General features: G+C 48.5%; 20 protein-coding genes. All 20 read left to right on the plus strand.

The annotated features are described in order from the left end of the window. The first annotated feature begins 1 nt into the window (after position 1). On the plus strand, positions 2-1,318 hold the full coding sequence (locus tag E0E20_RS03105; protein ID WP_130836624.1) for a glycosyltransferase family 4 protein: 1,317 nt from the start codon (positions 2-4) through the stop codon (positions 1,316-1,318). Positions 1,319-1,353: 35 nt separating this feature from the next. Further along, positions 1,354-2,577: a polysaccharide biosynthesis C-terminal domain-containing protein gene (locus E0E20_RS03110; RefSeq protein WP_130836625.1), complete on the plus strand. Its 1,224-nt coding sequence runs from the start codon at positions 1,354-1,356 to the stop codon at positions 2,575-2,577. Between the two features lie 45 nt (positions 2,578-2,622). Next, positions 2,623-4,491, plus strand: a complete 1,869-nt coding sequence (gene asnB / locus E0E20_RS03115) for an asparagine synthase (glutamine-hydrolyzing) (protein WP_130836626.1) — start codon at positions 2,623-2,625, stop codon at positions 4,489-4,491. Positions 4,492-4,622: 131 nt separating this feature from the next. After that, positions 4,623-5,465, plus strand: a complete 843-nt coding sequence (locus E0E20_RS03120; RefSeq protein WP_165443954.1) for a 6-hydroxymethylpterin diphosphokinase MptE-like protein — start codon at positions 4,623-4,625, stop codon at positions 5,463-5,465. Beyond that, entirely contained in the window at positions 5,462-6,454 is a 993-nt protein-coding gene (locus E0E20_RS03125) for a WcbI family polysaccharide biosynthesis putative acetyltransferase (protein WP_130836628.1), read from the plus strand. Before E0E20_RS03120 ends, E0E20_RS03125 begins: the two co-directional genes overlap by 4 nt. Positions 6,455-6,574: 120 nt before the next feature. Further along, entirely contained in the window at positions 6,575-6,817 is a 243-nt protein-coding gene (locus E0E20_RS03130) for an acyl carrier protein (RefSeq protein WP_130836629.1), read from the plus strand. A gap of 23 nt (positions 6,818-6,840) precedes the next feature. After that, a complete protein-coding gene (locus E0E20_RS03135; protein WP_130836630.1) occupies positions 6,841-8,391 on the plus strand; it encodes an amino acid adenylation domain-containing protein in 1,551 nt (516 codons plus the stop codon). Next, on the plus strand, positions 8,388-9,083 hold the full coding sequence (locus E0E20_RS03140) for an acylneuraminate cytidylyltransferase family protein (RefSeq protein ID WP_130836631.1): 696 nt from the start codon (positions 8,388-8,390) through the stop codon (positions 9,081-9,083). Before E0E20_RS03135 ends, E0E20_RS03140 begins: the two co-directional genes overlap by 4 nt. Further along, positions 9,080-10,111, plus strand: coding sequence for a hypothetical protein (locus E0E20_RS03145; RefSeq protein ID WP_130836632.1), 1,032 nt, complete (start codon positions 9,080-9,082; stop codon positions 10,109-10,111). Before E0E20_RS03140 ends, E0E20_RS03145 begins: the two co-directional genes overlap by 4 nt. A gap of 10 nt (positions 10,112-10,121) precedes the next feature. Beyond that, positions 10,122-10,655 carry a thiamine pyrophosphate-binding protein gene (locus E0E20_RS03150; protein WP_130836633.1) on the plus strand — a complete coding sequence of 178 codons (534 nt, stop codon included), beginning with the start codon at positions 10,122-10,124 and terminating at the stop codon, positions 10,653-10,655. Then, positions 10,609-11,718, plus strand: coding sequence for a thiamine pyrophosphate-binding protein (locus tag E0E20_RS03155; protein ID WP_130836634.1), 1,110 nt, complete (start codon positions 10,609-10,611; stop codon positions 11,716-11,718). The genes E0E20_RS03150 and E0E20_RS03155 overlap by 47 nt, the downstream gene beginning before the upstream one ends. A gap of 252 nt (positions 11,719-11,970) precedes the next feature. Continuing rightward, complete coding sequence (locus E0E20_RS03160) at positions 11,971-12,807, plus strand: sulfotransferase (protein WP_165443955.1); 837 nt, start codon at positions 11,971-11,973, stop codon at positions 12,805-12,807. 76 nt (positions 12,808-12,883) lie between these two features. Beyond that, positions 12,884-14,587: an ABC transporter ATP-binding protein gene (locus tag E0E20_RS03165; protein WP_165443956.1), complete on the plus strand. Its 1,704-nt coding sequence runs from the start codon at positions 12,884-12,886 to the stop codon at positions 14,585-14,587. Next, positions 14,584-15,489: a YhcH/YjgK/YiaL family protein gene (locus tag E0E20_RS13840; protein ID WP_165443957.1), complete on the plus strand. Its 906-nt coding sequence runs from the start codon at positions 14,584-14,586 to the stop codon at positions 15,487-15,489. Before E0E20_RS03165 ends, E0E20_RS13840 begins: the two co-directional genes overlap by 4 nt. Positions 15,490-15,516: 27 nt before the next feature. Continuing rightward, on the plus strand, positions 15,517-16,533 hold the full coding sequence (locus tag E0E20_RS03175; RefSeq protein WP_130836637.1) for a glycosyltransferase family 2 protein: 1,017 nt from the start codon (positions 15,517-15,519) through the stop codon (positions 16,531-16,533). A gap of 32 nt (positions 16,534-16,565) precedes the next feature. Beyond that, positions 16,566-17,639: a glycosyltransferase family protein gene (locus E0E20_RS03180; RefSeq protein ID WP_130836638.1), complete on the plus strand. Its 1,074-nt coding sequence runs from the start codon at positions 16,566-16,568 to the stop codon at positions 17,637-17,639. Continuing rightward, positions 17,636-18,796 carry a glycosyltransferase gene (locus tag E0E20_RS03185; protein WP_130836639.1) on the plus strand — a complete coding sequence of 387 codons (1,161 nt, stop codon included), beginning with the start codon at positions 17,636-17,638 and terminating at the stop codon, positions 18,794-18,796. Before E0E20_RS03180 ends, E0E20_RS03185 begins: the two co-directional genes overlap by 4 nt. Before the next feature lie 192 nt (positions 18,797-18,988). Then, a complete protein-coding gene (locus E0E20_RS03190) occupies positions 18,989-19,765 on the plus strand; it encodes a DUF2971 domain-containing protein (protein ID WP_130836640.1) in 777 nt (258 codons plus the stop codon). A 202-nt stretch (positions 19,766-19,967) separates the two neighbouring features. Then, the gene (locus tag E0E20_RS03195; protein WP_130836641.1) at positions 19,968-21,263 is read left to right on the plus strand and encodes an ATP-binding protein; all 1,296 of its coding nucleotides are present in this window, start codon (positions 19,968-19,970) and stop codon (positions 21,261-21,263) included. A 90-nt stretch (positions 21,264-21,353) separates the two neighbouring features. Continuing rightward, positions 21,354-23,150 carry a phosphotransferase gene (locus tag E0E20_RS03200; protein ID WP_130836642.1) on the plus strand — a complete coding sequence of 599 codons (1,797 nt, stop codon included), beginning with the start codon at positions 21,354-21,356 and terminating at the stop codon, positions 23,148-23,150.

A 23,150-nucleotide genomic window follows, 5' to 3' on the forward strand; every position in this document is an offset into this window, starting at 1 on the left:
CATGAGAGAGGAAAGCAGGAAAGCAGACAATCGGACCGGCTCCGCAGCGCTTCGCATTCTTGTCGTTACGGAATGCTTTTATCCGGATATCTATGCGGTTAATGACATTGTGGCGGCTATGGTGCGGCGCGGGCATCGCGTCACGGTTCTCACGGGACTCCCGGATTATACGACCTCCCGGATCCCCGAGGAATATCGACACGGACGTAACCGTCACGAGCATTACAGGGGAGCGGATGTCTATCGTGTTAAAACCATTGCGAGGCGCCGCGGCCCAATCTGGCGAAGCCTCAGCTATCTGTCCTTTGTGGTATCGGGGAGCGTTCGGGCAAGAATGCAGGACTGGCTCCATACGGAAGCATGGGGAATGGAGGGCTCCGAAGAATGTGGAGACTTTGATGTTGTCTATGTCTGGGAGGTTTCTCCCGTCACGATGGCGGTTCCAGCCATTGTATTGAAAAAGCGGTATCATAAGCCTCTGTTTCTGTACTGCATGGATATCTGGCCCGAGTGTGTCAAGGCGATGAATATACGAGAGGGCAGCTTGGCTTATCGCCTGATCCATCAATGGAGCAGTCATATTTACCGTCAGTGTGACCATATTGCCGTATCGTCCCGGCCTTTTTTTCAATATATGGAGGAGATGAACAGAGTTCCGGCGGACCGCATGAGCTACCTGCCGCAGTATGCGGGAGAGGAAATGCTGGAGAGGGATTTCCGGCGCAAAAGATTTCCGAAAGAAGAGGCCGTCGTTTCCTTTCTTTTTATCGGAAACATCGGCAGGGCGCAGAATCTCGATACGCTGATACAGGCCATGACGGTGTTCCGGGATCGGACGGATGCCGTGCTGCATATGGTAGGAGGGGGCTCGGAGTTGGAGCGGATCCGAAAGCTGGTTTGTGACCTGAGGCTTGATCGGCAGGTGTTCTTTTATGGACCGCGACCGGGAGCGGAAGCGCAGAAATTTTATGAAAAGGCGGACGCCTGCGTGCTTACGCTCGACGGGAGCACGCATATCGGAGATACTCTGCCGGGAAAGCTCCAGACCTATATGGCGGCGGGCAAAACGGTGCTGGCGGCGGCAAACGGAGCGGCAGCCGAGGTGATCGCCGAGAGCGGCTGCGGGGCCTGTGTTCCGGCAGGAGACGCCACAGCGCTGGGAGAGCTTCTTCTTGATTATGCGGAGCAGCCGGAGAAATACGAGGCCTGCGGAGAAAAAGCAAGAGAGTATTTCAAAAAGCATTTTACGGAAGAAAAGCATTTCCGGGAGCTGGAACAGAAGCTTTATCAGCTGGCAGAGAACGGACGAGGGCTGTGATCAGGATGCCGCAGAAAATGCGGCGGAGGATGGGGATGAAAATACTGGTGACCGGTGCCAGGGGCTTTGTCGGGAAAAATCTTGTGGAGAATCTGAAGAATATCCGGGATGGCAAGGATCGGACCAGACCGGGTCTGGAAATAGAGGGAATTTTTGAATATGACAAAGATACCGATCCGCTGCTTTTGCAGGACTGGTGCCGGGAGGCAGATTTTGTGTTTCACCTCGCGGGGGTAAACAGGCCTGAGGATCCGAAGGAATTCATGGAGGGAAATTTTGATTTTTCTTCAAAGCTTCTGGACACGCTGCGAAAATTTGGCAGTCAGGCTCCGGTGATGCTGGCGTCGTCGGTTCAGGCATCCCTGACGGGACGTTTTGCAGAGTCTGCATACGGGAAGTCCAAGAGGGAGGGGGAGAATGCCTTTTTCCGCTACGGGGACGAACAGCATGTAAAGGTGCTGGTGTACCGTTTTCCCAACCTTTTTGGGAAATGGTGCCGTCCGAATTACAATTCTGTCATTGCGACGTTCTGTCATAATATTGCGCGCGGGCTTCCGATTCAGATCAATGATCCGGGCACGGTACTTGAGCTTGTATATATCGACGACCTGATCCATGAGATGCTGGATGCCCTGGAGGGGAATGAGCACTGCTGCGAGTATGACGGTGTTCGTGCGCTGCCCAGAGAGGACGGCCGCTATTGCTTTGTTCCGGTGTCTCATGAGGTGAATCTGGGGCAGATTGCAGAGCTTCTGTATCAGTTTGAAGACATGCCGAGAACCCTGATGATGCCCGATATTCCGGAGGGAAGCTTTGCAAAGAAGCTGTATTCCACCTACCTGTCATATCTTCCGGAGGAGAAAGCGCTCTATGATATTCCTATGGCGATCGATGAGAGGGGGAGCTTTAACGAGCTGCTGAAATCAAAGAGCTTTGGACAGGTCAGCATCAATATTTCCAAGCCGGGGAAGACCAAGGGACAGCACTGGCATAACAGCAAGTGGGAGATTTTTATTGTTGTGGCGGGGCATGGCCTGATACAGGAGAGGAAAATCGGCACGGATCCGGAAACGGGAGCGCCCTATCCGGTGCTCAATTTTGAAGTCAGAGGGGAACGTCTTCAGGCGGTGCAGATGCTGCCCGGTTATACGCATAATATTATCAATCTTTCCGAGACGGAAGATCTGGTTACGGTGATGTATGCCAATGAAATTTTTGACCCGGACAGGCCGGAGACGTATCGGGAGATTGTGGAATAACCCGGAATGCAGTATAAAGACGGGATGAGCTGACGAGAACAAAATATGTGTGGAATAGCGGGATATATCAGTAAAGAGCATATAGATCCTCAGATTCTGGTTAGAATGGCGGATCGCCTTGCCCGCCGCGGACCGGATGGGAGCGGATATTATTATGACAGCGATGCGGGCTGTGAGATAGGTATCGCGCACAGACGGCTTTCTGTTATGGATCCCTCAGAAAACGGAAGTCAGCCGATGGTGTCGGAGAACGGCGCGGTCGTACTCAGCTTTAATGGTGAGATATATAATTTTAAGGATCTTCGCAGAGGACAGCAGGCCAGAGGGTGCTCTTTCCGATCCGAATGCGATACAGAAGTTCTTCTGAATTCTTATCTGGAGGATGGGATCCGCAGCGCAGAGAATTTTCATGGGATGTTTGCATATGCTGTTTATGATAAAGAGCAGAAGAAGCTGTTTCTCGTCCGGGACAGAATGGGAGAAAAACCTCTCTATTACAGCTTTTCGAGCCGATATTTTTGCTTTGCGTCTGATTTGAATGCTCTTCGGGAATTTTCTTTGTATCGTCCCGAGTTGAATGTTCAAGCACTTCAAAGCTATATGTGGAATCAGTATATCCCCGCGCCGCAGACGATCTATCAGAATACCTACAAATTACGCTCCGGGAGTATTCTGTCCTTCGATATGAAAACGGGAAAAGTCAAGGAAGAAGTGTACTGGGATCTGCTGCGGCTTCATGAAGAGACAGAGCCATGCAGGAGAGAGAAGAAGAACGAGACATACTATATCGACGGCCTTCATGAAGTTTTGAAAAAAGCGGTAAGAGAGAGAATGGCAGCGGATGTTCCGTTAGGAGTGTACCTGAGCGGAGGCATCGACAGCTCTCTGGTTTCAGCACTGGCCAGACAGCGCGGAAAACAGATCGATACCTATTCCATCGGTTTTAGGGAAGAAGGCTATGATGAAGCGGGATATGCCAGACAAGTGGCCGGGGCCTTGGGAACCAGACATCATGAGCTGTATATTTCCATGCAGGACGCGATGGAACTGGTGCAGCAGACTGCGGAATGTTATTCGGAGCCGTTTGCGGATAACTCGCAGCTGCCGACCATGCTTTTGAGCCGGTTTGCGAGACAGGATGTCACGGTGGCTCTTTCGGGGGATGGAGGAGATGAGCTTTTTTGCGGATATCCGAATTTCATTCAAAAGCAGCGGATGTATCTGACGAGGCATGCGTCAAAATTGCTTCGGGCAACGACAGGCAGAGAGCGGATGAAAAAACCGTATGCCTACCGGGACTGGATTCTGGCCAAAGCGTGTACGGCGTACAGTGCGGAGAATATTATTAATCTTGATTACATAACGGCAGAGCAGATTACAGGCGGGCTTTTTCTTGAAAGAGAGGAGAAAAATCAAAGATATTTTGATGCTATTCCGGATTCCGGGAAGCTGGCGGAGCGTTGCATGACACAATTCATGCAGTTATATCTTCAGGAAGATATCATGGCGAAAGTGGATCGTGCCAGTATGTATTATTCATTGGAAATGCGCGCTCCTTTTTTGGATCAGGATGTTGTGGAATTCAGCCTCGGGATGCCGCTTTCCATGAAATACAGGAAGGGAGAGCTGAAGTATCCGCTGAAGAAAATTTTGTGTCAGTATATTTCAAAAGAGCTTATTGACAGACCCAAGAAAGGCTTTGGCGTCCCGATCAGTCTATGGCTGCACGGGGAATTTCAGAAGCTGCTTTCCGGATTCTTCGACAGGGATTTTCTGCGGAGTCAGAATATTTTCAATGTCGAAGAAATGGAGTGCTTCTATCGTGCTTTTATGGAAAAACCGACGGTGATACTGGACCGTATCATGTGGTCGGTCATGCTGTTTCAGCTTTGGTACGGGAAACAACATTTGTGATGTAATCGACAGGGAGTATAGGTTTGAACGTTCTGCTGATGCAGAACGTTCAAACCCCGACATCGGTGCGGGGTACCGAGTCGCAGATTACATCGGCGAATCCGAAATTCGCCTCGCGGAAAAGAGGAAAAATGAATCTGAAAAGCTGTCTCAGAAAGATTCCGGGACTTATGCAGCTCAGAAATATACAGCTGGCGTTTCATGCGCCGTTATCTGAGCAGATCAGGAGTCACAGGGTAATTTGTCAGTATAGAAATCTGTATGAGGGAAAACGCTGCTTTATTATCGGGAACGGACCCAGCCTTTCTGCTGAGGATCTGGATAAGCTGCGGGATGAGATTACTTTTGGTTTTAATAAGATATATCTGATCTTCCCGAAAACGGAATGGAGGCCCACCTTTTACTGCGTACAGGATGAGCAGGTTCTTTGCGGAATCGAGGATCACATGCTGGCGGAGGTTTCCGGGAGGAGTCAGGCGACCTTTGTCCGGATGCAGTCTTTCGGGAAAATTTCCGGACGGGGCATCCGGGCGGAAAAGCTGATCAGTGTTCCGATTTGGAATCGTATCTCCGGGGATGGCAGAATTCGTTTTTCAAAACGTGCAGATCGTTTCACCTATGACGGCTCCACGGTCTCCTATTTTGCTTTGCAGCTGGCGGCGTACATGGGGTTCCGGGAAATATATCTTCTGGGTGTTGACAACAATTTTCCATATCGGATGAAACGAACAGGGGAGATTGTGGCCAACGATACGAGTCTTAAGGCGCATTTTTTTGATGGAACAAAGGATGATTTTGCCAGGGATTCTCTGATCAATCGATCCAACAATTATGAGGTCGTAAACAGTGCATACCGGTCTGCGGAGGCGTTTAGCAGAGCTGACGGCAATTTCCGGATATTTAATGCCACCAGGGGAGGGATACTCGAGACTTTTGAAAGGGTGGATATGGACGAGGTGCTGAGGAACAGATGAATATCGTCAGGCGAGGTGTATATAAGCTGCTCCGCATCCGGGAGTTTCTAAAAGACAGAGCGGTGTACTGGTGCCTGCTTCATGATGCGGGCAGAAAGTACAGCTTGTCTCACTTTGTGCTGTGGCTGCTCCGCAGAGGCAGAAAGCTGGTTTATTTCTACGGCGAATGCCATATCAATATTTATCGGGAAGCGCTTGGACATAATGCGGAATTCAGAAAGCGCTATCTGATGGTGGGAGCGCGGGACACGGAGTATCTTGCCGCAAAGCACGGGGATCGTCTTCTGCGGAGAGAGTCGTGGAGTAAAGCAGACGTTCTGATTTATAATTTCGGCGTACCGGAGCGGCCGGATGTGCCGGCTCTTTCGTCTGTACTTGAATGGATTCCGGAAACCTGTTTTCAAATTTCCGTTACGAATGCAGTATTTAAGGGATATATGCCGCAGCATACGGAGCGGGTATTTGCAAATGAAGGGTATTTCGTATGGGGTGACAAAAATCTGAACCATATTCTGTCGTCAGAGGAAGATCCGGAGGAGGAGCTCTCTCATCTGGCCGGGGAGGATTTTTATGATCCGGATTATGTCGATCGCTATTTCTCTAAGTCTCTCAGACATTTGAAGCTGTATGAAAAGGGGTGCGATATCGGGATTGCCGATTATATTGAAGAGCATGGAAAAGAAAGGATTCTGTATTATTCCGTCACGCATCCGGAGCAGGAGATCATGCTGGAGATATCGCGCCGTCTCGCGCTGAAGCTGGGGATTGCTCCGGCAGGGAACGGCGGGCCTGACGCGGCGGATATCATGGAGCTGCACAGCCATGGTGAGGTGGTATATCCGAGTGTCTGCAAAGCTCTCGGGCTGCCCGGGGAATGTAAAAAAAGGGCGATCAATCCGGGAAACTATAATGCTCTCTATACATTTTCAGAATATATGAGAGAATATGTTCGGGCATATAGGGAGAGTGCTTTCGTCGGAAGCGAGTGAGACGAAAAACAGGAGAAAAGGAGTACGGAATAAGGATGCGCCGGCCGAAAGAAGCACCGAAGCAAAACATTATGGAACTGCGGACGAGATTGACGCTATAATAAACGGAGCGGATGTACAATGAGCAGAGCGGAGATACTTGAAAAACTGATTCCGATTTTTCGCGATATTTTTGATGATGATGACCTTACTGTCACAGAGGAAACCAGACGGGAGGATATAGAGGATTGGGACAGCATGGGACATATTTATCTGATTGTTGAGATTGAGGATGTTCTTGGTGTCAAGCTGGAAGACAGTGCAGCTGCAAAGATTAGGAATGTGAGCGATATGATTGATTTGCTGTTGAAGCAAGGGATTTAACTGCCGGTCAGCGCGGAGGAAAGATGGCTAGAATCGTGACGGATTATCTGGAGGAGGCGTATAGCCGGTATCCGGATAAGATTGTAATTGCAGAGGAAGGAAGAGCGGTTTCTTTCCGGGAACTCAGGGACAGCGCAATGCGCATGGCTTCTTTTTTTATTTCGGCGAAGATATTCAAGAAGCCGATTGCGGTCTACCTTGATAAAGGTGCGGATGTGGTCTCCTCGTTCATGGGCTGTGCGTACAGTGGAAATTATTATACGGCGATTGATCCGCAGATGCCACCGGCAAGAGTGCAGAGCATTATACATACGCTGCATCCGGAGTATATAATTACCAGTCGGAAATATGCAGATTGTGTCCGGGAGCTTGTTCCGGGAACTTCTCTTTTACTGTTTGAAGAGGCGCAGGAGCTGGAGGCTGATGAGCAGGAAGTAAGGCAGTGTACGGCTCGTATTATTGATACAGACGTGCTTTATGTTTTGTTTACATCCGGGTCTACCGGCGTGCCGAAAGGTGCCATTATCAGTCATCGGGCAGTTATCACTTATATCGAATGGGCCTCTGAGACATTTTCCATTCATTCCGATGAAATTCTGGCCAATCAGACACCGTTCTATTTCAGCATGTCTGTATTTGATATTTATGTGAGTCTCAGGAATGCCTGCACGATGTTTCTTGTTCCGCGACAGCTTTTTTCGGAACCGCTTGCTCTGCTTGAATATCTTGACGTCAATCGCATCAGTCTTCTGTATTGGGTTCCGTCAGCCCTTATTCCGGTCGCGAATTCCGGGGCTTTGAAGCAAAAGTCTCTCCCCTGCCTTAAAAAGGTGCTGTTTGCGGGAGAAGTAATGCCGATGCGGCAGCTCAATCTATGGAGGGAAAGCCTGCCGGAAGTTTTGTTTGCCGATTTATTCGGTCCGACAGAGGTGACAGATATCTGCACTTATTTTGTGGTGAATCGACAATTCGCGGATGAGGAGTCGCTTCCCATTGGTTTCCCCTGCAGAAATTCAGATATTCTGGTGCTTACGGATAAGGACTGTCTTGTGGAGAGCAGCCGGACGGATCTTATCGGAGAGCTGTGTGTGCGGGGGAGTACGCTTGCATACGGTTATTACAATGATCCGCTCAGGACGGCGGAGGTTTTTGTGCAGAATCCGTTGAATCCGTTTTATCCTGAGACAATATACAGAACAGGAGATCTTGTCCGTTATAATGACAGGGGAGAACTGGAATATATCGGCAGGAAAGATTTTCAGATCAAAATAAACGGTTATCGGATTGAGCTTGGAGAAATTGAGACCGCGATATCCTCACTCTCAGAAATTGAAGAAAGCTGCTGTGTTTTTGATGATGAAAATAAGCTTATTATATGTATTTATTCTGGAAAGGCAGAGAAGCAGAGTATTCGGAAGAAGCTGCGGGGATTGCTGCCGAGATATATGATGCCCCATCGTTATATGAAGCTTGATCATATGCCGCATAACAGCAATGGAAAAATTGACAGGACGCTGCTAAAGCAAAAGGCAGTCAGTGACGGTTTGTCTCGAATGGGAGAACAAGAATTATGATCAATGGGAAAAAAGTGGTGTCGATGATACCGATTAAACTGAACAGCGAAAGAGTAAAAGACAAAAATATCCGCAGATTTTTTGACGGAAAATATCTGGTAGAATTTATTGCCTCTGCTGCAATGGGAAGCCGATATCTTGATGAGGTATATGTATATTGCAGTGATGAGCGCATCAGGAATTATATTCCCCAAGAGGTGCGCTTCCTGCAAAGACCCGGATTTCTGGACGGCAATGACCGGAACTGCAATGACATCATCCGTGAATTCATCAAAGCTGTCGATGCGGATATTTACTGTGTCAACCATGCCACGGCGCCGTTCACATGCAGCGGCAGCATTGATCGATGCATAGAAGCAGTGGGGAATGATAATGAATATGATTCTGCTTTTCTTGTAAGAAAAATACAGACATTTTTCTGGAGCGACGGAAAACCGGTCAATTTTGATCTGCAGCATTTTCCGAGGACACAGGATCTGGAACCGGTGTATACGGAGACATCCGGAGCGCATGTTTTCACAAGAGAGGTATTTGAGCGTTTTGACAGAAGAGTAGGGGAGCATCCCTGCCTTGTGGAGACAGGTGAGCTTGAGAGCCTTGACATTGATACAGAGGAGGAGATGACAGAGGCACAGGCGATCTATTGGTATATGCAGCAGCAGAAAAAACAGCAGGGGAGGAGCGCAAGGTGAGCATACAGATATCGGACTGCACAATTCGCGACGGCGGATATCTTCTTGCAAAAAATTCAGATCCGGAATTTGTCAAAGGCGTAATTGAGGGTCTTACAGCGGCAGGAATAGATTATATTGAAACCGGATTTCTGCAGGACGTTGTCATGGGGGAATCCATTGTCTATGAAAATTCAAAGGGAGCCAGGCGATATATCCCGGACGATCGCAGACGCTCGGAATTCGTGGGCTTCTGTGATAACAGCAGGTATTCGAACAGAAATCTGGATCTTTGTGACGGCAGCTCTTTTACGAATCTTCGTATTTCCTTTGCAAAGCACGAATGTGATGATGCACTCCGATTCTGCGCAGAGGCAAAAGCAAAGGGATATCATGTATTTGTGCAGCCGATGGATGCGGTCGGCTATTCTTCAAAAGAGCGGGAGCAATTAATAAAAACGGTGAATGAGTTTCAGCCGGAGGCTTTGGCCATCGTAGATACGTTCGGTGCGATGTACATGGAAGATCTGGAGAGCATTTTCCGGCAGATGGATAAATATTTAGATAAGAATGTGAAGATTGGTCTTCATACGCATAATAATCTTCAGCTGTCCAGTGCTCTGGCGGAAAGGCTGATTGCCATGGCGGCAGAGACAGATAGAAGCGTTGCGGTTGACGGCTCCCTGCTCGGGATGGGCAGGGGGGCCGGAAACGCTCACACCGAGATTGTGGCGGATTATATCAATAAATATTACGGCGGCCATTATGATATGGAGCTGCTGCTGGAGACAATCGAGAGATATGTTGCGCCGCTTAAAGCGACTGTTCAGTGGGGGTATGATATCCCCATGTTTATCTGCGGAACAGAGGGCGCTCATGTTGATAACGTAGAATATCTCAAAAAGCACACGGATTGTAACTGGGTTGATATTCTTCGCGTGATCGACCGGCTGGATAAGGATAAGAGAAAGCGGTACGGTAAAGGCTATTCAAAAACGGATTTTTCTTTGATAGCGGAGGAGTACAGGCGGCTCAGGAATCATGAGTGAGGCGGGATGGATGAATTGCTCAGAATATTTGGTGGATTTTCTGATACATAAAGGCGTGACGGATGTCTTCGGGTATGCCGGAGGGTATATCGTACCGTTTATGGATGCTCTCCATGATCGGAAGGAAGAGATTACCGCGCATGTCTGTTACAATGAACAGGGGTGTTCTTTCGCGGCGAATGGCTATGCACGTCTCAAGGGCGAGCTGGGAGTGTATTTTACGACTTCCGGTCCCGGAGCGGTCAATGCGCTGGGAGGTTTGGCGGATGCCTGGTTTGACAGCGTCCCCCTGCTTGGAATATGCGGAAATATTCCCACAAATGAACAGAAAGGCTATTCCGGAATACGCCAGAACGGTTTTCAGGAAATGGATATTGTTTCTGTGACACGAACGATAACAAAGTATGCGGTTACGCCCAATAGTGCGGCTGAGTTTCCGGAAATTATAGAGCGGGCATACAATATAGCGACTCTGGGCAGAAAGGGAGGAGTTATCATTGATTTTCCATTTGACATCCAAAAAGCCGATATTAGTTGTCGGTAACGGCGTTCGCTCTGCGGAGGCAAAGAAGCTACTGCTGGAATTTGCCGAAAAGACGTCGATCCCTGTTCTGACGACAATGAACGGGGTCGATCTGATACAGGATGAACTCAGAATCGGATTTATAGGCGTTTACGGCAATCGCGCAGCCAATATGATCGTTAATTCAGCGGATCTTGTCATCGCGGTCGGTGCTCGATTGGGACTCAGACAGGTTGGAAATGCGAAAGCCTTTTTTGCGCCGAACGCAAGGCTGATCCGTGCAGATATTGATCAGTATGAGCTTTCGCGATCCATTAAGGAAGATGAAGAAAAATATCTGATTGATGCCGCAAAGTTTCTTCAGGAGCTGCTTGGGGAGGAAATTCCTCGCTACGATGCGTGGAAGAGAAGATGCTTTGCGGTGAAAGAGCTCCTGGCTGAAACAGATCAGGAGCCCGGCAATCTGTGTATTAGAAAAATAGCGGAGCTGCTTCCGCCGGATCCGGTGATTGCAGTCGATGTCGGACAGAACCTTTGCTGGTCGGCACAGTCTTTTTCGCTCAAGGGGCAGAGGGGACGGATACTGATCGGCGGAGGATATGGCTCCATGGGCTGCGCATTACCGTTTGCGATCGGCGCATCCATTGCGGAAAGTAAAGGGACCGTATATTGCGTTACCGGTGATGGCGGTCTTCAGATGAATATTCAGGAGCTGCAGGTGGTTGTGCGGGAGCAGCTTCCGATCAAAATTCTTGTGCTTAATAATCATGTTCTCGGAAAGATAAGCGAGATTCAGCAGTTTTCCTATGACTGCCGTTATGCTCAGACGACGCGGGAGAGCGGATACACGGTGCCGGATTTCAGGAGAATTGCCGAAGCCTACGGGATCAGGGCGGTTTCTGTTGACAGTTTCATGGAACTGGAAAATTATCGCGCGTGGCTGTCGGATAAAACGCCCTGCCTGATTGATATCTGTCTGGAAGAGGACAGCCGGTTGATTCCTAAAGTCAACTGGAACTCCAATCAGATTCTGCCCGAAATTGATGCGATGCTGCAAAAAAAGGCAGAGGAACTTTTGATGTGAGGATATATGAAAATCGTTTCTTCTACAGGACAAGGGTTTACCGGATCTACGGCAATTACCGATCTGATCAGTGAATATTCTTCGGCAAGAACATGTGAAAGCCATGGCTATGAACTGAAATTTTTTCATGATCCGCAGGGGATTTTCCATCTGTATCAATATCTTGTAAAGTGCTCGATTCCGGGAGCAAGGTATGCGGCTGTTAGAGATTATTACCATAGGTGCCAGACATGGGCAGCTTCCGGAGCGCGCATGAATTACGAGATTTTTTTTGATGGGCATTTTATGGAGTACACAAAAGCTTATTTAGAGGATCTCGGAGGTGAGAGCTACTACCTGATTCATGACACGTCGGGGATGACACAGTTGCAGCAATTCATATCCAGAGTTGTAAATAAACTGTATTACCTGCTGGCCGGGCTGCGCTATAAGAAAGAATATGGAAAACAGCCGATCAGACCCTTGAATCTCTTTTCCCGAATGGAAAAGAATTATATGTATCTTCTGGATGAAAAATCCTTCGAGGAAAAGACGCGAGCATATATGATGCGCCTGTTTGAAAATATTTCCGACAGGGAGTTTTTTAATATTCATGAATTGATCCCGGTACATATGATTGACGAATGCGGCAGATATTTCCGCGATCTGTATGTTATTGCGACAGAACGGGACCCGAGAGATATTTTTCTGACGGCGCGGCATCTCTGGCTGACGCCGGATTATCCCTGCTACGATGTTGAGGTATTTTGCAAATATTACCGCTGGACAAGAACTTTGATTCGGAAAGCGGAAAATATCAGAGTTCTGTATGTACAGTTTGAGGACCTCGTTTTTGCATATGATGCGACAGTGAAACAGATTGAGAATTTTCTCGGGCTCAGGGCAGAGGATCATATTTATCCTAAAAAATTTTTCATTCCGGAGGCCTCGGGCAGAAATTGCAATCTGAAAAACAAATTTCCGGAGGAAGCGGAGAATATACGGATCATTGAACGGGAATTATCGGAATGGCTGTATAATTTTGACGAGCAGAATACGACGGATGCTGCCGTAGGGGAAAATAATGATGCTGATTCGCGTTTTAAATAAATTCAGGCGCATTCTTTCCGGAAAACAAAAGAAATATATCATATTTCTTGTATTGATTATGATCCTGGGGAGTTTTTTGGAGACGGTTTCCGTCTCGTTTATTCTTCCCTTTGTAGAGGCGATCATGAGCCCGCAGGAGATCATGTCAAATCCTGCTGTCCGTTCCTTCTGCAACCTGTTTTCTGTCAGGGATTACCGGCAGCTGCTGATGCTTATGTCGCTGGGGATGGCGCTGGTTTATCTTTTGAAAAATGCCTTTCTTCTGTTTCAGCTTACCATTCAGAATCGTTTTGTATTCGGCAGTATGTTTGAAATGCAGAAAGAATTGCTGCGCACTTATTTGGCACGTCCTTACGAATATTATCTGGGGGTCAATTCGGGAGAAATTCTCCGGGTCATCGGAAAGGATACCGAATTCGCGTTCAATAATCTCTCATATGGTCTGACACTTCTTTCGGAGCTGGTTGTTTCTTTTGCTCTGATGCTGACAGTTTTTGTGATTTCTCCGAAGATTACACTTGCAATCGGCGGCCTGATCCTGCTTTTGGTGCTTCTGCTTCACAGAATTATCCGGCCCTTTTTGAAGAGTGCGGGTGTCACATATCAAAATTCTTATGCCGGGATGTATCAGTGGATACTGCAGTCAATTCAGGGGATCAAAGAGGTTAAAATTTCTCAGAGTGAAAACTATTTTGAGAAGAAATTCGAGCAGGATGGGAGAGCTTATGTAAGAAGCCGGTATCTGCATCTGACACTGAGCGTTACCCCCCGCTATGCGATTGAAGCGATTGCCATGAGTGTTTTTTTTGTGGCGATGTATCTTATGATTGCGGATGGTGTTGTGGTGAAAGAAATCCTGCCGGTCATCTCTGTCATTGCGATGGTCGCGATACGGCTTTTGCCTGCGGCGAATAAAATTTCAAACAGCATGGCAGGAATGACGTTTGGCGAACCGGCTCTGGATAAGCTGCTGCTGAATCTTAACCGCATTGAAAGCTACAACTCGGATAAGAAGCACGGATTCCGTGCGGGGGCAGGAGAGGAAAAAGAGCAGGGATCAGAGAGGAAAGCGAAGACGCAGAGAAGCATCTGCGGTTTTTCTGACAGGATTGAGTTGCAGGATATCAGCTATGCTTATCCGTCGGGAGCAGAAAATGTATTGGAACATGTCAATGTCACGCTGAAGCGAGGGCTTTCTTTCGGCATTGTGGGTGCGTCGGGAGCGGGAAAGACTACGTTGATTGATATTGCCTTAGGTCTTTTGGAGCCCCAAAGCGGTCAGGTTATTGTCGATGGAACGGATATCCGGGAGGACATCAGCGGCTGGCTTGCGAGGATCGGCTATATTCCGCAGTCGATTTTTATGCTGGACGGGAGTATACGGGAGAACGTAGCGTTTGGCTGTTCTGAAGATGAGATCAGCGATGAGAAAATCTGGAGGGCGCTTCGGGAGGCCTCTCTTGAGACTTTTGTCCGTTCACTTCCCGACGGACTGGACACACAAATCGGAGAGCGGGGAACGCGCCTCTCAGGAGGGCAGAGGCAGAGAGTCGGCATTGCGAGGGCTCTTTATGCTGATCCGGAGATTCTGTTATTTGATGAAGCAACATCTGCACTGGACAATGAAACCGAGTCAAATATCATGGAGGCTATCCATGCACTGCAGGGAAAAAAGACCATGATTATCATTGCCCACCGTCTTTCAACGATTGAGGGCTGCGACGTGGTTTTACGGGTTGAGGGCAAAGGAATTCGGGTGGAACGGAAAGAAGAGCGATGATTGAATACTTAGTGATGGATGTCGATGGGAGTTTGACAGACGGGAAAGTATATATCGGGAATGAGGGGGAGTTGTTTAAGGCGTTTTCCGTCAAAGACGGATATGCATTCCGCTATCTCTTAGAGCCGAGCGGGATAGAGCCGGTTGTCATTACTGCCCGGGAAAGCCGTATAGTAGAGAAGCGCTGTGCAGAGTTGGGAATACGACAGGTACTGCAGGGGAGAACTGATAAGATGGAGGCTCTCAGGAGCGTTTTGCCCTCCGCAGAGGCGTTGCAGAGATGCGCATACTTCGGAGACGACAGTTTGGATCTCGTATGCATGAAAGTGCTCAGAGAGGCCGGGGGAGTATCAGGCTGTCCCGCGGATGCGATTCCGGAGGTGAGGGCTGCGGCCGACTATGTATGCTTTTCCAGGGCAGGAGACGGAGCGCTTCGTGAATTTGCCGAGTGGCTGGTTTCTCTTCGGGAAAAAACGAATGAAAGAAAGATATCTTCGCGAGTTGAACAGGCGATTTCTTTTCTGGGGAATCTGGATCGGACGAAATTGCAGCCGGGTCGCTTCACAGTGAATGACGACTTTTATTATACAGTACAGGAGTATGATACACGGGAGAGTGCGGAGTGCCGGCTGGAGTCGCATCGGAAATATATTGATATTCAGTGGATTATCCGGGGAACTGAAGAAATTGATATTGCCCCTACATCGACACTTCAGAGGAAAACGCCATATGATCCGGAGAAAGATATCGAATTTTGGAACGAACCGGTAAGGATGGCACAAATTGTTCTCCGCGAGGAGGGATATGCTGTTTTTTATCCGGGAGATGCGCACAGAGGCTGCGTGAAGGTCGGAAAATCCTGCAGAATCCTGAAGCTGGTAGGCAAGGTGAGGTGCTGTTAAATACCGGAAGAGGAGTGGTTTTATCGCATGGAAAAATGTTTGTCAATCTGTATTCCGGCTTATAACAGACCGGCAGAGCTTTTGCGTCTTCTGCGTTCGATTGACTCTGTAATGTATCGGGATCGGATTGAAGTGGTCATACGGGAGGATCAGTCTCCGAAAAGAGAGGAGATTCGGGCATCTGTGAAGAGCTTTCAGACGGAGAGCAGTCTGGAAGTTCGTTATACGGAAAACCCTGAAAATTATGGCTATGACAAGAATCTCCGTACACTTGCAGGAAGTGCACAGGGGCGCTACGTCCTTATCATGGGAGATGACGATGTTTTCTGTCCGGGAGCATTGGATCCATACCTTTCATTCATTGAAGAGCACTCGGATATAGGATATATTCTGCGGAGATACCGGGCGCAGTATGCGGATGGCACGGTGGAGGATTACCGCTATGCAAAGCAGAATGTGTTTTTTGAGCCCGGTGAGGACAGCTATGTTGAGTTGTTTCGCAGAAGCCTGTTCATTTCGGGATTTACTTTCAGAAAAGCGGATTTCAATGATTTCGGGCAAAAAGCATTTGATGGTACTCTGCTGTTTCAGCTCTATATAGAGGCGACGGTCTGTCTGAACAGGAGAGCGGCTTATTGTGATATCCCGCTTACCATGTCGATAGAGGGTGGTATTCCGTATTTCGGGAGCAGTAAAAACGAACAGGCACTTTACACCTCCGGTTCGAATACGGTCGGCAACAGTATCAATTTCATGAAACAGGTGATATATACCTCGGAGCAAATTGATCGTATTTTTCAGATAAAATGCAGCCGGCGTATTGTGGAGAGCTACTCCCGCTATTCTTATGGATTTTTGCTGGAACACAGGCAGGAAGGAATACGGGTTTTTACTCGCTATGCACGGGAGCTACGCGAGCTCGGCTTTGGCTGTACACTGTATTTTTATCTTTATTACCTGATGCTGCTGTTTCTGGGCAGAAAAGGAACCAGAAAACTGATTGTTTTTGTAAAAAAGCTTTGGGGGAGGACTCCCCGCTTATAGCGTGATGAATCTGCCGCAGGCAGGGAGGAAATATGCGGAAGCTTGCAGAAACCGACCCGATTCTGATTGTCGGAGCCGGTGATTATCCGATTTATGAGACGGCACTCTATGAGGGGCTGATTGCGCTGGGATATGCAAAGACCTCACTCTTCACATGGAATTCATATTATTCCGGAGACGGTATATTACGCGCACTTATTAAAAGGGCGGAGATCAAGGCGTCATATGGATTCATTGCAGCAAGAATAAATAAAGAGCTTCTGGAATACTGTGTCCGGATTCATCCTGCTCTGGTTTTTCTTTATACCTGCCGTCTGATTTATCCGGAGACGGCAAAGCGGATACATGACATGGGGATATGTCTTGTGAGCTATTGTAACGATAATCCGTTCTCGGATTATTTTCCCTCGTATTTTTGGAGAAATTATATCAGGGCACTACCGTATTGTGACATCAATTACGGATATCGAAAGGAAAACTTGGAGGATATTCGGAAGAAAACAGGGAGAGCGGGAAAGCTGCTGCGATCCTATTATATTGCGGGCAAAAATTACCCGTGCATGGAAAAGGAGCTGCTTCCAGATACGCCAGAGGTCATATTCCTCGGGCATTATGAGGATGATTACAGGAAAGAATATCTGGAGGCGCTGCGGGAGGCCGGTATTACGGTAGGACTTCCGAAGCAGGAGTTCTCTTCATGGGCAGAGGGCAAAAAGGGGATTATCCTGCTGGAGGATACGCGAAGACTGTACAATAATTATCTGTGCAGCTGTAAGGTTCCGATTACCTTTCTTTCTACACTGAACAGGGATACGTATACCAGGCGCTGTTTTGAGATCCCCGCGGCAGGAGCGCTTCTTTTCAGCTTATATACAGAAGATCTGGCATCTCTTTTCGACGAAGACAAGGAGGCGGTTTTTTTTCGAGGGAAACAGGATTTTATTCAAAAGCTGCAATATTACCTGGTGCATGACGAGGAACGGAAACGCATCGCAGAGGTGGGCCGGCAGAGAATTCTGAAAGATGGCCATGAGGTAAGAGACCGGGCAAAGCAGATCCTGAGAGACGTCGGTGAGCTGCAGCAGAAAGGGCGCGGAAAAGAGTGAGGCTTGTCATTATCAATTCTGTGTATGGTTATGGCAGTACCGGAAGAATTTGTGCGGCACTTGCAGAGGAGTACAGAAAAAAGGGCTATGAGGTCAGAGCGGCCTATGGTCGGAGCATGTCCGGAATGGTGCAACCGGAAGCGGAGACGGTTCGCATCGGAACGGATGCAGATGTACGCCTGCATGGAGTTCTCACACGACTGACAGATCGCCATGGACTTGGTTCAGCGAGGGCGACGCGGAAATTTCTTCACTGGCTCGATGATTTTGCACCGGATGAGCTCTGGCTTCATAATCTTCATGGCTATTATATTCATTATGAGCTTCTCTTTGCGTGGATAAAAAAACACCCGGGTCTTCGTGTGACGTGGACCTTACATGACTGCTGGGCCTTTACCGGACATTGCTCACATTTTATGGCGGCAGACGGAGGACGCGAATGCGCCAAATGGAAGACCGGGTGCTCCTGCTGCCCGGCGAGGAAAGAGTATCCGGCGAGTCTGATGCTCGATCAGAGCCTGAGTAATTACATGCGAAAGAAAGCGGCATTTAGCGCTGTGGGCGGACTGCATCTGATTGTTCCGTCGAAATGGCTCAGAGATCAGGTGAAGCAAAGCTTTCTCGGCGGATATCCTGTCGAGGTCTGCTATAACACGATCAATAAAGATGTTTTTCGCCCGCGCGGCAGCGATTTCCGAAAACATTATCATTTGGAAGACAGAATCATGATTCTGGGTGTGGCGAGCGTCTGGTCAGATAAAAAGGGTCTGGATGATTTTGTCCGTTTAAGTCGTTTTTTGGGAAACGAGGCCGGCCGTTTCTGCATTGTTCTGGTAGGTATCCCGAAAGAGCTTGCCAAGGTGCTCCCTCCGGACATTCTTTGCATCGGGCGAACGGAAAGCGCAGAGACACTGGCGCAGATTTATTCTGCGGCTGATATATTTGTGAATCCGACCAGGGAAGATAATTATCCCACGGTGAATCTGGAGTCAGAAGCCTGCGGAACGCCGGTGATCACTTATGATACAGGGGGGTGCCGCGAAACGCTGCATCTGCCGGAGAGCTCAGCCATCAGGCCGGAGTTCGGTGCTCTTGTGGAGGAACTGGAGCATAGGTACGGAGTTCTTACTTTATCTTGTTCGAAAACAGAACAGTAAAAAGGAACGCGATGAGATGATAGGGAAAGCTAGAATGTTTTTGGGATAGAGGTATGGGGAAGTACATTGACGATATGGTAAGAATTCCTGCACTGGAAGCAGGTGATAAGCTATATCACGATACTTCTGCGGCAGGATTAAAGGGGATTACTGAGGGCTGAGGGAAAATTCTGGGCGACGGAAAGGCATTTTTTGAATGATCCGACGGAATTTCAAGTGGCGACAGAAATATTCGAAGAGATTATTCGTAAGCATATAAAGAGCAAATCTGGAACATATAAATTTGTCAGAAAGTTTAAAAAATTCATCGAAAAGGACAGTTCTCTAGATCATATGAATTCTGAAAGAAAACTGAGTGGGGAATATGTAATTTCGTTTTCGTTGAAAGAGGACAGTCCGCTTATGTGGTCTGAATTTTCGGATTTCTATGGATACTGTATTCGATTTGATTTTGAAAAAATGTATAAAGCCATGGGTGGGCAATTCATATTCCATGGCAAGGTTATATATGATCATGATGAACAGATACAGATTGCCCCAAAGGCTCTGAAAACGTCGCTGTTTTGCTCTGAAGAATATCCTGCTATTGTGGATTGGGTAAGTTTGGAGTCAGCAGAAGATGAACAGATGGATCGCATGGCAGACTGGGCATCGGCTATCTGTATGCTTTGTAATATGTTTTTTAAGAAGAAATGCTTTGAGGGCGAGGCTGAATATCGTTTTGTATTTATGGAATTGCATGAGAAAATCGGCGGAAAAATGGATTCCTTGCCTATACGGTTCAGAATACGTAATGAGAGTCTTGTCCCTTACGTAGAGAAAGCATTATCGGATATTTCCTGCATTGAGTCGGTTACGGTGGGACCTAAGAACAACACTGATATTTCAATAGAGGGATTGAGATGGTTTTATCGGAGCAAGCACTTGGAGGTTGAGATCAAACGGTCAGAGATGCCGCTGCGGTATTGAAAAAAGAGGTCATGCGGGAGCACAGAGAACTTTTAAAAATTCGGAAAAGATCGGTTTCTAGTCCGATGGATAAAGTTGAATAAAATGCAAAAAAAGATGATTAAATCACTCGGAATAATGTAAATTTTATGATAATGTTGCATTAAACGCGCTGATGTGTTTTTATAGAATAAATTATTCTTATACAGAAAGGCATCGCGGAATGTATCGGAAGATCTATGAAAGGTTGAAAGAATGGAAAAATAGCAAATATCGTAAGCCACTTATTCTGCAGGGACCGAGACAGGTTGGAAAAACGTATTCCGTGTTGGAATTCGGAAGACTTGAGTATGAGCAGGTGGCTTATTTTAACTTTCAGACCGATCAGAAACTTCTGCAGACCTTTGAGGAAAGCCTGCATCCGGATTATCTAATTCCGCTGCTTTCGAGAATTGCGAAAGTGACAATTACTAAGGGGCAGACTCTGATCGTGTTTGACGAGGTGCAGCTCTCGGAACGTGCACTGACGGCGCTGAAATATTTCTGTGAGGCCGCGCCGGAGTACCATGTCATAGCCGCTGGAAGTTTGCTTGGCGTTGCCGTCAATCGGGAACAGTTTTCGTTCCCTGTCGGTAAGGTTGATATATTGGATATGTATCCCATGGACTTTGGGGAATTTCTGCTTGCGATGAGAGAAGAAGAACTCCGTAAAGAGATTGCGGAGCACTATGCCTCCGATGAGCCAATGCCGCTGGTGTCGCATGATGCGGCGATGCAGATGTACAGGGAATATCTTGTTGTGGGCGGTATGCCGGAATGTGTCGGCAAATATGCTGCTACAAAGGATTTTGTCCTGATCAGACAGACGCAGGACGAAATCCTGACTGGATATATGAATGATATGAGCAAATATAACAAGAATACGGAAATACAGAAGACGAGGCTTGTTTATAACTCGATCATCGTGCAGCTGTCCAGAAAAAATACGCGCTTTCAATATAAGCTTGTGAGAAAGGGGGGACGTGCCTCCGAGCTGGAAAATGCCATTGAGTGGCTTGTGCTGTCAGGAATTGTTTCCAGAATTTACTGCATTGACAGGGCGTGGAAACCACTGGAGAATTACAAGAACATAGACGCTTTCAAAATCTATATGTCTGACACCGGACTGCTGTGCGCAAAGCAGGACGTGGTTCCTGACGACGTGCTGTATATGACCTCTGAGTTGGATGAGTTCAAGGGAGGTATGACAGAGAATTATGTCAATTGTCAGCTTGCGGCAAATGGTTATCGAAGCTATTGCTGGTCGCCCGATTCGAATACGGAGGTAGATTTTGTAATTCAGAAAGCCGGAAAGATTATACCGCTTGAGGTCAAGGCGGGGGAAAATGTCGGAGCAAGGAGCCTGAAAAAGTATATGGATATGTATACCCCGGAATATGCGATCCGTCTGTCTGCGAAAAACTTCGGTTTTGATGATGGGAAAAAGAGCGTGCCGCTCTACGCCACATTTTGCATCTAAATGCAGGGCTGGCAAAATTTGTTTTTTGTTTTATCATATCATTCATAAAAACTCATTTTTTGAATTTCATGAAAATGTACGGTGAGAATTATGGAAACAACAGCACTTACCAAATATGAGCAGGACGTTCTTTTGTCTCTGTTTACAGAACGCTATGAGACGCAGCGCATTCTGTCGGAGCGGACGGGCTTTTCCATCGGCATTGTGAACCGCGCGCTGAAGCGGCTGAAAGCGGCCGGCTGTCTCAACGAGGACATGGAGCTCACGGCGCGCGCGCGCGAAATGCTGCGGGCGGGCGCGCCGCGAGCTGCGGTCATTCTGGCGGCGGGCTACGGCATGCGGATGACGCCGGTCAGCATGGAGCTGCCCAAGGCGCTGCTCCGTGTGAAAGGGGAGGTTCTGATCGAGCGGATCATACGTCAGCTTCACGAGGCAGGCATTTACGATATTTCTGTCGTGGTCGGCTTCATGAAAGAGCGCTTTGAATATCTGATCGATGAATTCGGTGTCTCTCTGATTGTGAATTCGCTTTATTCCGTCCGGAATAATCTGTATTCTCTGAGCCTTGCGGCAGCCCGGATCGGCAATACCTACATTATTCCGGCGGATATACGGGCGGAGCGCTCCCCCTTTTCCAAAGCAGAGGCGTATTCATGGTATATGATTTCAGAAGCTCCGGACCGGGACAGCTCTGTCCGTTTGACGAGGGGACAGGAGCTGGAGGAGACGGACGGCAGAGACGGCAGCGGGAACCGGATGATCGGGATTGCTTATCTGGAGGGCGGGACGGCGGACAGGGTCCGTGCCAGAGTGGAAGCGATGGCGGAAGATCCCCGTTTCGATGACTGCTTCTGGGAGGAGGCGCTGTATCCGCCCCGCGCCGATCACCGCCGCCCGCGCAGGATGGAGCTCTGGGGGAAGCTCGTGGATGAGGAGGCTGTGATTGAGATCAATACCTGCGAGCAGCTGCGGGAGCTGGATGCCGCCGCAGAGGCTCTCAGGTCGCGCGCCTTTTCGACGCTTGCCGGAATTTTTCATGTGCCGCCCGAGGAGATCAGGGACATCGACGTCCTGAAAAAGGGAATGACGAACCGCTCCTTTCTGTTTTCCTGCGGCGGCGTGAAATATATTATGCGCATTCCCGGAAAGGGGACGGAAAAGCTGATCGACAGAGAGCAGGAGGCGGCGGTCTACCGCGCGATATCCGGGCGCGGGCTGTGCGATGATCCGGTTTATATCGATGCTCGCACCGGCTATAAGGTGACGCGTTACCTGCCCTCGGTGCGAAGCTGCGATCCGCATTCAGAGGAGGATCAGAGGAAAGCGATGGCCATTCTTCGCAGGCTCCATGAGATGAAGCTCAGCGTGGATCACAGCTTTGATCTGTTTGCGCAGATGGAGCGCTACGAGGCGCTGTGGGGCGGAGAGGCGTCGGTTTTCCGCGATTACGAGAGAACGAAGAGGCAGGTGCTGTCGCTGAAAGACTATATCGCCTCCTGTCGGCCGGAATATGTGCTTTCGCATATTGACGCGATACCGGATAATTTTCTTTTTTATGCGGATGAAGCCGGAGAGGAGCGGGTTCAGCTCACCGACTGGGAATACGCGGGGATGCAGGATCCGTATGTGGATATCGCCATGTTCTGCATTTACAGCGCGTACAGCCGGGAGGAGAGCGATCATCTGATGGAGCTTTACTTCGGCGGAGACTGCGGGCCGGCGATACGGGCGAGAATATACTGCTACATGGCGGCGGGGGGACTTCTCTGGTCGAACTGGTGCGAGTACAAACGCTCGCTCGGGGTGGAGTTCGGGGCGTATTCGCTGATGCAGTACCGCTATGCCAAGGAATTTTACCGTCATGCCGCAAGGCTGATACAAGGCTGA

It is taken from the genome of Lachnoclostridium sp. Marseille-P6806, from assembly GCF_900625025.1.
Taxonomy (GTDB): domain Bacteria; phylum Bacillota; class Clostridia; order Lachnospirales; family Lachnospiraceae; genus CAG-791.